The following is a 13,212-nucleotide window of genomic DNA, read 5'->3' as shown; positions in this document are numbered from 1 at the left end:
TGGAATTTTAGTGATCCCACCATTGGCAACAATCACCATCAGCAAAAAATTGATAATTGTGGGTCTGTTCACCTTTGGATGCATCGTAGCAATTAGAACTGATAGTCCTTTCCTTGCCTTTCCGGAATACCCGGCCATTCATATTATAGCGCATGGTGCACTGATGGCTTTCGCGGGCCTCATTATTTCTTGGTTTTGGGATTGATTACATGAATTTTGAGTATGTTTTGGATGCATACCCCTAATAGGGACCGCGCTCGTACATGTCGTAAATGTAGGCATAGGGCTGGGCATCATGCCAATTGTGTTCATATGCCGCCCATGACATGTATTGATCGACGTCTGAATATCTTGAAGCAATAGAATTAAAATAATTATCTAACCACATAAGCATATTTATATCGCTTCGCCCGTGCCTGAGTCAAATATCCGTACCTCGACGGGTAACACTTCCGCCCCTTCAACGCCCGGATTCCACCTATCATAGACCGCTCGCGCCTCCGCCTCGGTCGGCCGGAAGGTGCCCCACACAAGCGCGCCGTCCGGCCGCTCGATCACAGCAAACCCCCTGAATTTCCGGGGTTTACTCGCTCGGTCCGTCATCTTCGGCGCGGTCCTTGCGCGGCAGGATCACGGCGCGGCCGGTCAGTGCCAGCCCGTCCACGATCTCGATGTTGAAGCCGCCCGCCTTGTTCTCGAACGCCACGCCTGCGCGGTAATAGGCGTTTTTGACTTCGCCATTTCCGTCTGAATATTCACGTGAAACAAGGATATCATAAGGTTTTTTGCTATCTGCCATGTGTATTTCCTCCTAATAGAAGAATATATATCACATTCCGGCAAAGAAATATTTAAGACGCTATGGAAAGACTGGGGGCTCTGCCCCCCACGCCGCCGCAAGGGACGCGGTTCCCGAGGCTCGGCCTGACGGCCTGCGCCCGCCGCTCTTCGCCCTTGCAGCTCTGCCCCCCGGACTTCGCCAGTCGGGCAGGGTTGCAGGGGTAAACCCTGCTCCCCTGCTTCCAGCAGGTCGCGAAGCGGGCCGCTCTGCGTCCTCGCAGACATACCGGGCTCTCGGCTCGCCTTGAGCGATCCGGTTTCCATCTGAAATCTCAGAAAACCCAGTTCCCTGTTCGATCCGCCGGAGGCGGTCGAACCCGCGCCGAAGGCGCGGCCTTTTGATGTTCCCCGTCCCGATACCTCATATGCGCCACGTAAGGCCGCCGCTGTCACCCGATAGGGCCGTAGCGAAGCGAAGGACGGCGAAGCCGTTGACTGTGGTGGCTGTCGTGGCAGGCTTTTCACATCGGGTAGGAACAAATGCGCGCGGGCGGTGCGCGGTAGCGCACCGAAATGCCCGCGCTCCATTGAGTCATCGGGCGCAAGCCCGATTCCGCTATTATGAATCTATGAGGCTAGGGATTCTGTCTGTCTGACGGACTCACGTTGTTTGCGTGCATCGAGCGCGGCCCCGAGCCGCGCCAAGGACGCGGCTAGATCCTCGTCCTCGACCCTGAACAGCGGCAATTCCGCCATCGAAAGGCTCGCGGCATAAACCTCGATCTCGGCCGCGCGCTGCTCCTGCGCATGGCTGTGATCGTCGGGAACCGGCACAGGGAGGCCCATTCGGCCAAGCAAGCGGGCAGCTCGGGGCGGAAGGAAAAGCCGGTAGGCGTTGCTGGTCTGCTGGACCTGCGGCCCCCTCCCCTCGTTACCGGTCGGCACATAGCGCCGCAACCAATCGACAAAGCCATGGGCGCGCAAAGCCGCCAAGGCCCGCACGATGGCGTCCCGCGAGCGCTTCAGATAGCGCATGAGGGTTTCAATCGACGGCTCCAGCCTGCCGGTGCGGAAATCGACCAGATTGGCGAACAATTCCAGGATCTCAATGGCGACGCTGCCCAAGGGGCCATTGCGCTGCCCTGCGGCCCGTCCTGCCAGCTCGTAGCGCTTGGCGGCCAAAACCACCTGCCGCATGCTCTGGCGGTCTGTACGACGCCAGAAAACCCCTTCCCGGCCTGCCAGCCGGGAATGGCGACGGACTGGCTCGCCTGTGCGCGGCGTGCCGCCGCGTTGTCTGTTCGGGCCTTCGCCCGCGACTTCTGCAATTGTTTGGAACATGGGTTCTCCTTTCGGTTCGGTTGAACCGCTTCGGAGATGGCCGCTCACGGCCATGCGCAGGGCGCACGAAGCCGTGGCAAGAATCCTCTTGCAATCGATCCGGCTTTTTGGGAGAATTCGACCACCACAGACGAATTCTTGGCCCTCGGCCGAATTATCAGAAGCCCGCCCCCTCGGCGGGTTTTTTGATGTCTAGGCTTTCGCCCTCCTTGGTAAAATCCCCTGTGAATCAGAGGATTTTGAATGTGATCGTGCCAGAGTCGGTCTGTTTCTCCAACCCTGAATTGAGCGCTATAGCTGTATAGGGCTATAGCGCTAGAACTTAATCCCTGCCCCACCCTTTGCGGTGAACAGCATGTCTAGCGCTTCCTGCAAAAGCTGCTTCTTACTGCGGCCGGTTTCCGCGTGAAGGTACGCCAGATTGCGGGCATAGGCGGGGGGGAGATTGGCCCCTACTAAGACGGTTTTTTCCGTCCCCGCGTCCGCGTACGGTCGTTCTCGCGACTGGCGCGTCTGCCGCATGGCGGAAGGCGGAGCGTCCGGTATATTGTCAAGCAATCCGGCGAGATTTGGCTTTGGCTTTGCCATGGGTTTCCTTTCCGTATAGGGCTATACGGCTATATTCGTATAGCCTATGAATTTCGGCCGCTGCCTTGCCGCTCGGCTCGTATTCCTGCGCCGTCTGGCCATCCTGCTGGGCGCGAGCAAAGGCTTTGCGCAAGTGGATAGAAACCGGCACCAGTTCAGCTTTAAGCTGGGCCACAATCTCGCGGGCCTGCTCGATCTCCGCACCAGCAGGCGGACAAAAGGTCAGGACAACAGACGCCTGCTTACCCATCTGCTGCGCAAGTCTGACTGTTTGAGTCATGGCGCGAATATCGAGCGCTTCCGCGCGGGTCGGTATCAATACCAAATCAGCTACACTCAACGCAGCGTCGGCAATGTCCCGTTGCTGTGGTGGGCAGTCCAGAATGACCAGATCCGCCCCGCCGAGCCGCATAGCATCGAGGACATGGGGCAGGCGATTGAAATTCACGTCCCTCACAACAGGCGTTTCGCCTTTGCCGGTAGCGCGACGACGGTCGGCCCAAAAGCAGGCTGACGCCTGCGGGTCCAGATCGAATAAGGCAACGCTTTTGCCGTCCTGCTCGGCCGCAACGGCCAAAGCCGTTGCTAGGGTTGTCTTACCAACCCCGCCTTTTTGGGAGATCACAGCCAGGATTTTCATGCTATAGGGCTATAGTTATATGGTTGACGAAATTCTAAATCCCTATATCGCTATAGGACTACAGCGCTGTAGCTTGTGCGGATTCGGAACGACCGTCAAGTAGTGACCTACGCTGCGCTGCAGCGGGATCATATTTGCCCGCTCCAACATCTAAGGCGAGGAAGCGCACAATCAGGCATGCTTTAGCCTACAAGCATATCCATCGTCTTTCTGTGCATTATGTAGAATATTTTTCCCATTCCCACGAAATATATTGGTACACTATGAGCAGTGAATAGGGTATCATTGATTTCTTGTAATTCGTAATGCATTTCTGATGGTATCGTTATTCGTGTCTTTGCAGATATTCCAACGTTTATATTGCAACTATATACATTTGCAAGCAAAACTTCCCTATGTATTTCAGAACTATCACCTCTTCTTTCTATTTCTAGGAATGGTTCAAGTTCAATACGAACAACTTCTTCAATATTTCTTGGTACATACCATAGACCTTTATAAATTGATCTGACTATATAAACCTTTTCTTTGCCAATTATCCTTACATAATCATAAGGAACCCTGATTCTTTTCTGATTATCAACCGTTCTTGGAACCTTTCCTGTAAACAAATCCGTCATGCTCTCTCTCCCGCTTCCATGCGCAAATCGGGTCCGTAAATAGGCTCCTGTTGGACCATATAGGAGGCAATTTTATAGGAAAAGGGCGGAGATCGGATTGCATAGGCTTAACTAGGCGCTTGCAGGTGTTGACAGGATGCAAATAGGTTGATAAAGGCGCAGCAGGAACCTTTTAATAGGTTATTAAAAAATGCCTCGCGAAGCGTTGATGAGTTCGATGCTGCTAAAAGCAGCTTTGTGCGAATAGCGCGGAGGCAAAAAGAAAAGGGCCCCCGAAGGGGCCCAGCTCAATGTTGGATGGCTAGTAGGATGTGCGCCACCGCCAGCCCAACGTAGAGCAGCGCTATTATGAGGTGCATTGCCCTTCTTCCTTCTTCTGGGAAGTACAAGGGTCCGTTAACATGCGGTTAACGCTGTGTCAATGCGGCGGCCGAAAATTATCGCTCTTAAAGCGCCTTGATTCTCAAATCCGGGCATTACCACATTCTTTCCGCAATCGAGCGCTGCTCCTCGCCAAGCGCATTCGCATAAATCGCCGTCGTCTCGATGGTGGCATGACCCATCCACTTCGATAGCAGATTGAGCGGCACCGTCGCGCTGATCGCCGCGACGCCGTAGCCGTGGCGCAGTCCCTTCGCGCTGGCGTGCGGTCCTTCTATGTCTGCGGCGCTCATGACCGCCTTGACGTGCCGCCACGCTGTCGTGCGGCTCCAATCCCATAGGAGCGGATCGCCTCGGCCCTTGCGAGCTTCCCTGACGCCGTGCACGAGGTCGAGCGTATCGAGAAGGCGAGGGGGCACCGGCACAGCGCGGAAAACCCCCGACCGGCGTTTTTTCAGGGTCTCGATCACGAGCGCCTGACCGTCGAGGTCAATCCGCTTCATGGTCAGCGCCAGAGCCTCGGAAATCCGGCACCCGGTAGAATGCAACACCTCGCAAAAGGATCGCACCTCGCGCGGCGCTTTGGCAGCAGCGGCGAGGAAGTCGGAACGCTCGGCGGCGGTCAGATAGAGGCGGCGTCCTTGCGGGTCGATCAGGTCGGACATTGAAACAGAATACTACGATTCTGTTTCAAATCCACATTTCCTGTGGATAGAGCAATTGACCGTCCACGGCAGCATTGATGGTCGGCCGATCCACTACGGAGCGAGACCGATTCGATGATCCTCACCCTCGATCTAGGCGAAATCCTCACCCATGCTGCGAGCATCTGCGTGATTGTTGGAGCTCTTTACGGGACGTGGCGGTTTCTCAAACGCTCGTGGAACCAGCCCGATCCACCCCGCGAATGAAACAGAATTAATAATTCTGTTTCAGATTCAACATGGGGGCCATGCGTCGTCCCATTCTCTGAGGTCGCGCACGGCCGGTGTTTCTCTTCACGGGCGGCTACCGACCGGCTCAATGTGCCAAGGCTCCCACTTCATGGGAAAGTAAAGCCCATACTCACCAGCATGACCGTGAACCCAAGATTCCGCTTTGCGGCTGCCTCCATAGTCGAGATCGACTGCGGTACCACGTTGGTGGTTGCTTTTTCCGGGAGCGGCTACCCACTTTCGAGCTGCCGATGCCGTTCCATATTTTTTCAGAGCCTTCTTCCAGAGAATCTCCTGATGTTCAAACGAACGATACCCGCTAAGGATATGAACATGTTTGCGTACATCGATTGGCATGCTTGCTAGCATGCTGGCCAATTTCAACGTAAACTTCGGATCCAATCCGTCAATGTGCGACTCGTTCTTGCCCTCCAATAGCCGCTCTTTAAGCTGTGCTGCGGCCTGCTCTCTCGTAATTTTCGGAGTAGAGCTTTTCCCGCCAGCAATAGGTACCAATGGTTTGAGCGAAGCCGGTTCATAGTTGTCGTTGGCGGCGACGGGGTGCAAACCCACAACCTCGATCTTTCTCGCGGTTATTTGCTCCGGTGATTTCTGCCGATCAATTCCGTAATTGTCGTTGGCGGCAACGAGCGGAATCTGCTGCTTTGTAGAGCAACCTGCTGATATGGTGGATACTGTGACTGCCGAAACTACCGAAAGAAAAACTTTCAATTTCATGGTTTCCTCCCGTTTTCCCTAATTGAGCGTCAGAGCCGGTAGGCTTTCGTGGCCAACCGGTATGAGAGCTCTTGCGCGAGATCGGCGGCTTCCTCCTCGGTGAGCTGTCCGGAGCGGACAAGTTCGGCGAGGTAGCCGCAGTCCACGCGGCGGGCGACGTCGTGGCGCGCGGGGATCGAGGGGAAGGCGCGGGTGTCGTCGTTGAAGCCGTGGCTTAGGCAGAACTCTGCGGCGCTCAGCCCGGCGAGTGCGGGAACGCTGCATACTTTCGGCTTGTCGGAAAAACACCGCCAAACTGCGCGAAGAGATTACGTGGCGGTATGCCGTTGCCCTGCGAGCTCGAACGGAATTAGCAATTCTGTTTCAAGGCCCGGTTGAGACCTCAAAGCAGCCGCCGGCTACAATGATCGCGGTCCCATTTGGGCCATGATTTTGAACAAAATCGCCTATGGTTGACGCTAATTGCCCGCCGCCGGTGGCGACGGGCAGACTTCGTACGGAAACCTCTACTTCAGCTTTGGAATGCCGAAGCTTAGCGCGGGCACTAGTGATTCGGGGGAGCCGGTGGCAGCAGCCTGATCAGGGCGCTTTTGGCCCGTCAACCGAAGCCTAACGGAACAAAGACTTGGGTCGCTTGGACCGAAATCGCTATACCTGTAGAAATCCACAAGCATATGAACAAATGGCCAGCTATAGTCTGCTGGTTGAATAAGCGGGATACGCCACTGCGTGAGTGTCTGATCCGCAACGCCCCCGCCGCTCCCGATGAAACTGAACCTGACAGGATGATAGCTCCATCCCGCAGCCGAGCCATCTTGCTGGAAGTTCATGGAATAGTGGCTATAGAAAAGCGAGAGGCGCGTACTGTTGCCATTGCCCAACGCATTCGGCGGAGAGTACCGATAATCGGCACAATCTCCAACCTTCCATCCCTCAGCGGCGCACTGAGCACTAGCGCTGACGATGCAGGCGCGTCCTTGTATCTCCTGCCTAGATTGAGCGGAGGCTTCTGTGGTGATGCCTAGCCAGCCAACTACAGCCGCAAAGCTTGCGGCCGCTATAGAAAAAATTGCCCTCATTGAAGTAGTTCTCCAAATTTCTGTCATCGATGCCGTGTAGCAATCGACAACTCAAGACTGCGTTCTTGAGAGGGCCCTCCCAGACGCTATATTATTTACATATGAACAAGTGTCAACTGATGTTCAAAGTGCCGCGGCTTTCGCTATTTGGGTCCTCGCCTCTTGAAGGAGATAAGAAGTGGCATGGCAGCAGCTGGCGAATCTGGATCTCCTCGCCGTAGGGGTAATTCAAATAGATCATCTTCTACCGACATTATGATCGATCCGCACGAGCCACTCAGGTATAGACAATTCAAAAGAACCATGTTTTCCTAGCTAAACACTAGGGGTAGGAAAATGAATAAGTGCCTTTCCTTACTCATCTTTAACGTAGTAACATTGTCAATGTCCGCGTCCGCTAATGCCGATTGGTGGGTGGAAGGAAGAGTTATAAACGGCTCGCACACTTGCTGGTTAACCCACACTCCAGACAGTTTTAGGCCTAGCGATGACGTAGTTAAGGCATCAGGTAAGTCGACCGAAACAGAACAGTACAATGATGTTCTTCAATGGCTTTATCGAAATCATAAATCAAGTTCTTGCTCTGGCAACAGAACCGGCATGTGTTATGCAGTCAACATAAATCCATACGTTCCGCAGACCTGTTAGAAGATGGGTCTCAGATCAATCCGCATCACCCCTCCGGCTCCCGATCTTGGCTCGGCCCGCGCGTCTTTAGGCGCTTAAGCGCCTTCGCCTGCTCTTTCGAGCGCTCATCGCGATTGACGGCCCGTAGCTGCCCTTCACGCTGCCGCTCGCGCACGCTCTCAATCAGGTCGCTCGTCATGACTTTGGGGAGCACCCCGTAGGCGAAACCCCGGCTGTCGCCGGGCCGCCCCACGGGCCGAAGATCATAGCCGGGCCATGTGAACATATTCAGCTCATTGGTAATCACCCAAGATCGAGCATGATCAAGGCCGAGACGCTTTTTCGTGGCGGCCGGGACCTCTATCGCATGCTCCGGTTTGCTCGGCGGCGTGTGAGTGATCGGCACGACATAGACCGTGCTACGGTCATCCTCGCGCTTCGTGGCGAACACGACCGCGCACGGCCGGTCTTTGACGCCTTCCTCTTGTCCGCGCTTTGCCTCATCGCGCCACAGATAGCCGTAGCGGATGACAAGACCGGGCTTCGGTTCGGTTTTTGAAGGCGAGCGGCTCACTTGTATTCGTGATCGAACTGCGCACCGTCATCGGGGATCTCGACTTCCGCGAGGGCCTTTACGGCATCCTCCGGCAATTCCCACGCATATAGCGCCTGCCTGTCATCGAACGATTTCAACCTTTTGTATTCATCGGCCGACATCACCACGAGGCTTTCGCGCCCATGATGGGTTACCGAAACTGGCTCCTTGAGCGCCATATCGCGGTAACGGCCGAACTGCTTTTGCAGCTCGGCGGCTGTGATCGTGACCATGGGTCACCTCCTTCCATATATTATCCAGATAATAGCAAAAATCCGGATAATACGCAAACTTATCGCTCCGGCTCCCGGTCGCGCTGAATCCGCCTGTTCCTGAGACGCTTCAAGGGCTTCACGTCATTGTGGGGATCATCGTCGACCAGACCGATCAGGTCGTTGCGGTCTAGCCACCGATCAACGGCCTTTTTGCGTTCGGCATGGGGAGCATCTTCGAGCCGCTTCATGGTTTTGGCGTGGGCGGCGTCGTTCACCTCCCGCAGGTAGCTGCCAACACGTTCAGAAAACGGGGGTTTCTCCTTCATGGTTTGATCTCTCCTACCGTGATTTTATCATCGTTCCGGCTCGCGATCCCGGTCGTTTGACCGGGTGGGCAACCGTTTCATCTCCCCGGGCTGTGTGACGCTCGGCGCATTCTGCTGAAACTCCTGCTGTTTTTTGGTCTGCGGTGATGGCTTCGCCGTCGCCGGCGTCCAGTCCCGCTTCGCATCTGCCAACCGCTTCATCGCGGGCATTTCGGGCTTCTTCTCGGGAATAGTCTGCAACCGCTTCGGCGCGGGCTTCGGCGCGTCGCCGGATGGCGAAGGCGCGGGCTGCGCCTGCGAAATGTAAGCCTGCTTCGTAGCTATGGGCGCGGGCTTGTCCAACCGCCGCGCATTGTCGAAACGGTCCTTCATGGGCTTCTGCTCCTGAACGGGCGCGGCATCCTGCTGCGCCTTCCTTGCCTTCCATGCTGCTCGCTCGGATCTCCGGTCCTGCCACTTCTGGCGGGCCGGATTGTCCGGGCGGTGGATCGCATTGCGGGTCTGCATCCGCGCGCGGTGCTGGCCTCGATCGCCGCCCTGATCGGCCTCGCGATCGGCGTAGATCTGTTTCCATGCTTGGCGGATTTTCCCGCGCTCGACGTCCTGCTTTTCGATCAGGTCGGCGCGCGCCTGGTCGAACGCAGCACGCTGCGCGACCAAGCCGCGCGCCCGCTGCTCCTTGATCGTCTGAACTTCGTGCTCGAGCACCGATTTCAGGCGCGCCGCCATCTGCTGGCGGTTCATGTCCTGCCGCTCGGCAAAGGCTCGAGCACGGGCCTGCGATGACAAGACGTTGCCGAACGTGGCCGACAAAGTGCCCCGGTTTTCAAGCTGGCCGCTCACCTTCTGGTGCGCGGTGGCGTCCATGGCGTTGCGGATCACACCCGCAATCGACTGCTCTCGCGTGGTGAATGCCTTCTCGGCCTGCCGCGCCTCGCGGAAGTAGGTGGCCCAGATCGGCTTGCATTCGACCTTGTGGCGCGCCGCCGCTTCCCTGATCGCCGCGGCTGAATCTGCATAGATGCGATCCCGCGCCGCCTTGTTGCTGGCGGACAGGTCGCGCCATTCCTGTTTGTGCTGGCCCTTCTGCTGGTCGCTGAACGCCTTGAGCGCGGCGGCGGGGTTCTTCTCCCGCTCGCCCTGCCGCGCCGCCTCTGCGCGCTTCTGGGCAGCATACTGGCGGCGTTGCGCCTTGTCCGCGAACTGCTCGCGGAGCTGGCGCTTTTCCTCGCGCTTCGGCGTCACGATCTGGCCGCGCTCGCGCTCGTAGGCATTGGCCCAGTCTGACAGCTTCAAACGGTCGTTGCTGGTCGTCAGCATCTTGCCGTTGATCGGATCGACCCGGTTGACGATCACATGCACATGCGGGTGCGCCCGGTCGGTGTGGCACACGATCAGGGCTTGCCGGTTCTCGGCCCCGAGCGCCTTCAGGCTTCCATCGACCGCGCGCAGCATCTCGGCCCGGTCGAGCTGGCCCGCCTCGTCGGGATGCCATGCGAGGCTGTAGGCGTAGACATGCGCGGCCGACTTGCGGCCCGTTGCCTTGATGCCCGCCGATGCTTTCAGCTCGTCGGCCGACCGGGCCGTTGCGATCATGGCGCGCTCGGCAATGGCCGGGTCGTCGGTCGCAAGATTCCGCGTTTCCGTCCACGCCACGCGCTCTGCCGTTTCCGGGTGCGGGCTGGCCTCGTCCTGCCGCTTGTCGTGCAGGTAGTAGGAACACGCGCCCTTAAAACTGTGGCCCGTCCCGGCGATGTCAGGAACCATCGGCCGCCAGCCTTTCGAGCGCTGCGCGGCACTCGGCCATGGTGTCGGCAATGTCGCGCGGAATGCCCTGCTTGAAATTGAGCGCCCGCACGATCTGGTGAAGGTTCGCGCCGACCCGGTTGACCTCGGCAATCGCGCGGTCGTCGCTCGCCGCACGGCGGGCGCGAACATTCTGCCCGAGGATCGCACGGCGCGAAAACTCCGCTACTGTGAGGCCCGCGCGCTCGGCCATCAGCTCGACATGGTGACGCTCGGCGGAGGTCAGCCGGACACCCGGCAATCGCTCCGCGCGTTGCTCGTCGGGTGCCTTTCGGGGCCGCCCTGTCATTTTAGGCGGTCGGCGCATGTTGCAAGCTGTCCTCCACCCGCGCCGGGTAGGTGGCCTCGTTGAACCAATCAACGATGCTGCGGGCCGCTGCTTCGTCAAACGAACAGACTTCATAGTCGGCCCGCTCATGCAGCCACCTGACCACATTGGCGGGCAAGATCAGCCCGCCAAGCTGGACAGGAGTCGGGGTTTCATCTCGATCAAAGCTCACAACGCCCGCCCCTTCTTTTCCGGGCCTGCCCGGCAAGCGTTTTTGGGTACCAAAAACATAGCTTGTTCCTCCCTCTTACGTAAACTATAGTCCAATCCATGTTAAGACCTGATTAACGCAAAATTCCGGGGCGACCATGGCGTGGAAGTTCACCGATCCAAGCGGCTTTCCCTACCAGCCCGGAAGCTTGTTCCTCGGCCTCGATCCGTCAACCGGTCGCGAAGTCGGTATCCACACTGAACGCCACGCTATCACGATAGCAGGGGCTCGAACCGGCAAGGGTGCGGCCGTCCTTGTGCCAAACGCGAGACGCTGGCCCCATGGCCTCCTGACCATCGACCCAAAGGGGGAAAACGTCGAGCTGACATGGCAGCACCGCGAAGCCTTGGGGCAAAGGGTCATCGCCATCGATCCTTACGGATACGCCAAGATCCCCGAACGCCTGCGGGCAAGCTTCAACCCACTCGCCAGCATCAACCCTAACAGCATCACCGCTGCCGATGATCTCGACATGATCGCTGACGGATTGGTGCGAAGAACCAATCCCAAAAACGCCGAATGGGACAACGGCGCATGCATGATCCTCGCCGGGATGATGGCCTATGTCATCCTCTCGAATCCACCGGAGAAACGCACCCTCGACACGTTGCGCGACATCCTCACCCAGCCGAAGGAGATAGCCAACGAAGAAGGAGAGCTGATTGGCGGCCTCTATTATCATGCGCAGATGATGGCCGCGTGCGAACGGCATGGCATCGGCAAGCTCGCCCGGTCGGCGAGCGCGACGATCATGGACGCGCTCGAAAACGGCAAAGGGATGCCGCCGCAGTTGCTCGACGCGGCAAAGCGTCATTCAAAATGGCTCGACAGCGAACCAATCACCGCCGCGCTCGGGGCCTCGACCTTCGATCTGGCCGACATCAAAACGGGCAAGGTATCGGTCTATCTTGTCCTGCCGCCCGACTACATCAAAACCCATGCCGCCTTTTTGCGCTTGTTCGTACGCATGGCTCTCAGCGCCATGGCGCGGGATCGGACTGGCAACGGCCGTTGCCTGTTTCTGCTCGATGAATTTTATCAGCTGGGCAAAATGGACGAGATTCAAGCGAGCTCTGGCCTTATGCCCGGCTACGGCGTCCACCTATGGCCCTTCCTGCAGGATCTCGGCCAGCTCCATGAGCTCTATGGTGCGGCCGGATCCAAAACCTTCTTTGCCAACGCCGATGTCCACATGTTCTTCGGCATCGATCAAGATGCCGACGCCTCCAAGATGGTCAGTGATCGTATTGGCCCTCTCAAGCCAGATGAAATCACTGCACCCCCTCCTATCGATTTCACGAATCCGACCCTCGTCAACAAACGAAATCCACTGGAACGTGGTGGGTTTTGGGGAAGCTATAAGCATGGCGATATGGGTCTATTTGGCAAAGACCGCGACGAAAGCGACATAGCGAGGCGGATTGAAACCGAGGACGAAAATATTCGTCGAGCTTGGGAGAACGCCGACGAGCAAACCCGGCGCAAAATTGAAAACACGAATGCTCAACGGCTGGCAGAGTACGATCATGCCATGAAGCGCGTCGGGACTCCTCGAATCCCGCCAGACGAAGTGGCACAGCTCACTGGCAAGGGTCACGGCCAAAAGGTCGCGAATTCAATGATCGTCTTTGGACCTCGACACGTCGTATTAAACTTGTTGCTTGAACCTTACTTTCACAACGAGGCAAAATCCCCGGAAATAATTAATGCCGGACAACCCACCTTCTTCGATGTCGAATATGTCCGAGATTACTGGCTAGGGCCCACGCCCCTCCTGACCAAAATTGTTGTCAGTTGCGCCGCCTTCATAGGAAGCTTCGGCCTTGCAGCCGCGCTTGGCGCCCCTCCGCTGGTTGTATGGCTGTTCGCCGCATTTGGAATTTTAGTGATCCCACCATTGGCAACAATCACCATCAGCAAAAAATTGATAATTGTGGGTCTGTTCACCTTTGGATGCATCGTAGCAATTAGAACTGATAGTCCTTTCCTTGCCTTTCCGGAA

The 13,212-nt window shown here is 57.1% G+C and carries 15 protein-coding genes and 1 pseudogene; 2 read left to right on the top strand and 14 right to left on the bottom strand.

The genetic code is table 11. The features are described from left to right. On the top strand, positions 1 to 205 hold a 205-nt coding region (locus ABGN05_RS29775; RefSeq protein WP_367957662.1), incomplete at its 5' end, for a hypothetical protein. A gap of 378 nt (positions 206 to 583) precedes the next feature. On the opposite strand, the gene ABGN05_RS29770 is transcribed toward ABGN05_RS29775, so the two are convergent. The 14 genes and pseudogenes from ABGN05_RS29770 to ABGN05_RS29705 form a co-directional block, all read right to left on the bottom strand. Continuing rightward, positions 584 to 799, bottom strand: coding sequence for a hypothetical protein (locus ABGN05_RS29770; protein WP_367957661.1), 216 nt, complete (start codon positions 797 to 799; stop codon positions 584 to 586). Between the two features lie 608 nt (positions 800 to 1,407). Continuing rightward, entirely contained in the window at positions 1,408 to 2,121 is a 714-nt protein-coding gene (locus ABGN05_RS29765; RefSeq protein WP_367957660.1) for a helix-turn-helix domain-containing protein, read from the bottom strand. Positions 2,122 to 2,436: 315 nt separating this feature from the next. After that, positions 2,437 to 2,643, bottom strand: coding sequence for a ribbon-helix-helix domain-containing protein (locus ABGN05_RS29760; RefSeq protein WP_367957663.1), 207 nt, complete (start codon positions 2,641 to 2,643; stop codon positions 2,437 to 2,439). Positions 2,644 to 2,671: 28 nt separating this feature from the next. After that, entirely contained in the window at positions 2,672 to 3,349 is a 678-nt protein-coding gene (locus ABGN05_RS29755; protein ID WP_367957659.1) for an AAA family ATPase, read from the bottom strand. 182 nt (positions 3,350 to 3,531) lie between these two features. After that, complete coding sequence (locus tag ABGN05_RS29750) at positions 3,532 to 3,969, bottom strand: hypothetical protein (protein ID WP_367957658.1); 438 nt, start codon at positions 3,967 to 3,969, stop codon at positions 3,532 to 3,534. A 476-nt stretch (positions 3,970 to 4,445) separates the two neighbouring features. Then, positions 4,446 to 5,015: a tyrosine-type recombinase/integrase gene (locus tag ABGN05_RS29745; protein WP_367957657.1), complete on the bottom strand. Its 570-nt coding sequence runs from the start codon at positions 5,013 to 5,015 to the stop codon at positions 4,446 to 4,448. Positions 5,016 to 5,348: 333 nt separating this feature from the next. Next, positions 5,349 to 6,023, bottom strand: coding sequence for a M15 family metallopeptidase (locus tag ABGN05_RS29740; RefSeq protein ID WP_367957656.1), 675 nt, complete (start codon positions 6,021 to 6,023; stop codon positions 5,349 to 5,351). Positions 6,024 to 6,052: 29 nt separating this feature from the next. After that, positions 6,053 to 6,238, bottom strand: a pseudogene (locus ABGN05_RS29735) (glucuronate isomerase); the annotation flags it as partial. 1,537 nt (positions 6,239 to 7,775) lie between these two features. Next, positions 7,776 to 8,303, bottom strand: coding sequence for a hypothetical protein (locus ABGN05_RS29730; RefSeq protein WP_367957655.1), 528 nt, complete (start codon positions 8,301 to 8,303; stop codon positions 7,776 to 7,778). Beyond that, positions 8,300 to 8,557, bottom strand: a complete 258-nt coding sequence (locus ABGN05_RS29725; RefSeq protein WP_367957654.1) for a type II toxin-antitoxin system Phd/YefM family antitoxin — start codon at positions 8,555 to 8,557, stop codon at positions 8,300 to 8,302. The genes ABGN05_RS29730 and ABGN05_RS29725 overlap by 4 nt, the downstream gene beginning before the upstream one ends. A gap of 59 nt (positions 8,558 to 8,616) precedes the next feature. Then, the gene (locus ABGN05_RS29720) at positions 8,617 to 8,865 is read right to left on the bottom strand and encodes a hypothetical protein (protein ID WP_367957653.1); all 249 of its coding nucleotides are present in this window, start codon (positions 8,863 to 8,865) and stop codon (positions 8,617 to 8,619) included. Between the two features lie 27 nt (positions 8,866 to 8,892). Continuing rightward, a complete protein-coding gene (locus ABGN05_RS29715; RefSeq protein ID WP_367957652.1) occupies positions 8,893 to 10,632 on the bottom strand; it encodes a relaxase/mobilization nuclease domain-containing protein in 1,740 nt (579 codons plus the stop codon). Continuing rightward, positions 10,622 to 10,960: a plasmid mobilization protein gene (locus tag ABGN05_RS29710; protein WP_367957651.1), complete on the bottom strand. Its 339-nt coding sequence runs from the start codon at positions 10,958 to 10,960 to the stop codon at positions 10,622 to 10,624. The genes ABGN05_RS29715 and ABGN05_RS29710 overlap by 11 nt, the downstream gene beginning before the upstream one ends. 1 nt (position 10,961) lies before the next feature. Beyond that, positions 10,962 to 11,171 carry a hypothetical protein gene (locus tag ABGN05_RS29705; protein ID WP_367957650.1) on the bottom strand — a complete coding sequence of 70 codons (210 nt, stop codon included), beginning with the start codon at positions 11,169 to 11,171 and terminating at the stop codon, positions 10,962 to 10,964. 136 nt (positions 11,172 to 11,307) lie between these two features. Between ABGN05_RS29705 and ABGN05_RS29700 the strand changes: the two genes are divergently transcribed. After that, a partial coding sequence (locus ABGN05_RS29700; protein ID WP_367957649.1) for a type IV secretory system conjugative DNA transfer family protein occupies positions 11,308 to 13,212 on the top strand: 1,905 nt, incomplete at its 3' end.

This window comes from Aquibium pacificum, from assembly GCF_040839445.1.
GTDB lineage: Bacteria > Pseudomonadota > Alphaproteobacteria > Rhizobiales > Rhizobiaceae > Aquibium > Aquibium pacificus.
This window is presented reverse-complemented; position numbering and strand designations above follow the sequence as displayed.

Coding starts and splice junctions, on each gene's coding strand:
- ABGN05_RS29770 (WP_367957661.1), bottom strand. CDS start 799: ATGGCAGATAGCAAAAAACCTTATGATATCCTTGTTTCACGTGAATAT.
- ABGN05_RS29760 (WP_367957663.1), bottom strand. CDS start 2,643: ATGCGGCAGACGCGCCAGTCGCGAGAACGACCGTACGCGGACGCGGGG.
- ABGN05_RS29710 (WP_367957651.1), bottom strand. CDS start 10,960: ATGACAGGGCGGCCCCGAAAGGCACCCGACGAGCAACGCGCGGAGCGA.
- ABGN05_RS29755 (WP_367957659.1), bottom strand. CDS start 3,349: ATGAAAATCCTGGCTGTGATCTCCCAAAAAGGCGGGGTTGGTAAGACA.
- ABGN05_RS29740 (WP_367957656.1), bottom strand. CDS start 6,023: ATGAAATTGAAAGTTTTTCTTTCGGTAGTTTCGGCAGTCACAGTATCC.
- ABGN05_RS29750 (WP_367957658.1), bottom strand. CDS start 3,969: ATGACGGATTTGTTTACAGGAAAGGTTCCAAGAACGGTTGATAATCAG.
- ABGN05_RS29720 (WP_367957653.1), bottom strand. CDS start 8,865: ATGAAGGAGAAACCCCCGTTTTCTGAACGTGTTGGCAGCTACCTGCGG.
- ABGN05_RS29765 (WP_367957660.1), bottom strand. CDS start 2,121: ATGTTCCAAACAATTGCAGAAGTCGCGGGCGAAGGCCCGAACAGACAA.
- ABGN05_RS29715 (WP_367957652.1), bottom strand. CDS start 10,632: ATGGTTCCTGACATCGCCGGGACGGGCCACAGTTTTAAGGGCGCGTGT.
- ABGN05_RS29725 (WP_367957654.1), bottom strand. CDS start 8,557: ATGGTCACGATCACAGCCGCCGAGCTGCAAAAGCAGTTCGGCCGTTAC.
- ABGN05_RS29745 (WP_367957657.1), bottom strand. CDS start 5,015: ATGTCCGACCTGATCGACCCGCAAGGACGCCGCCTCTATCTGACCGCC.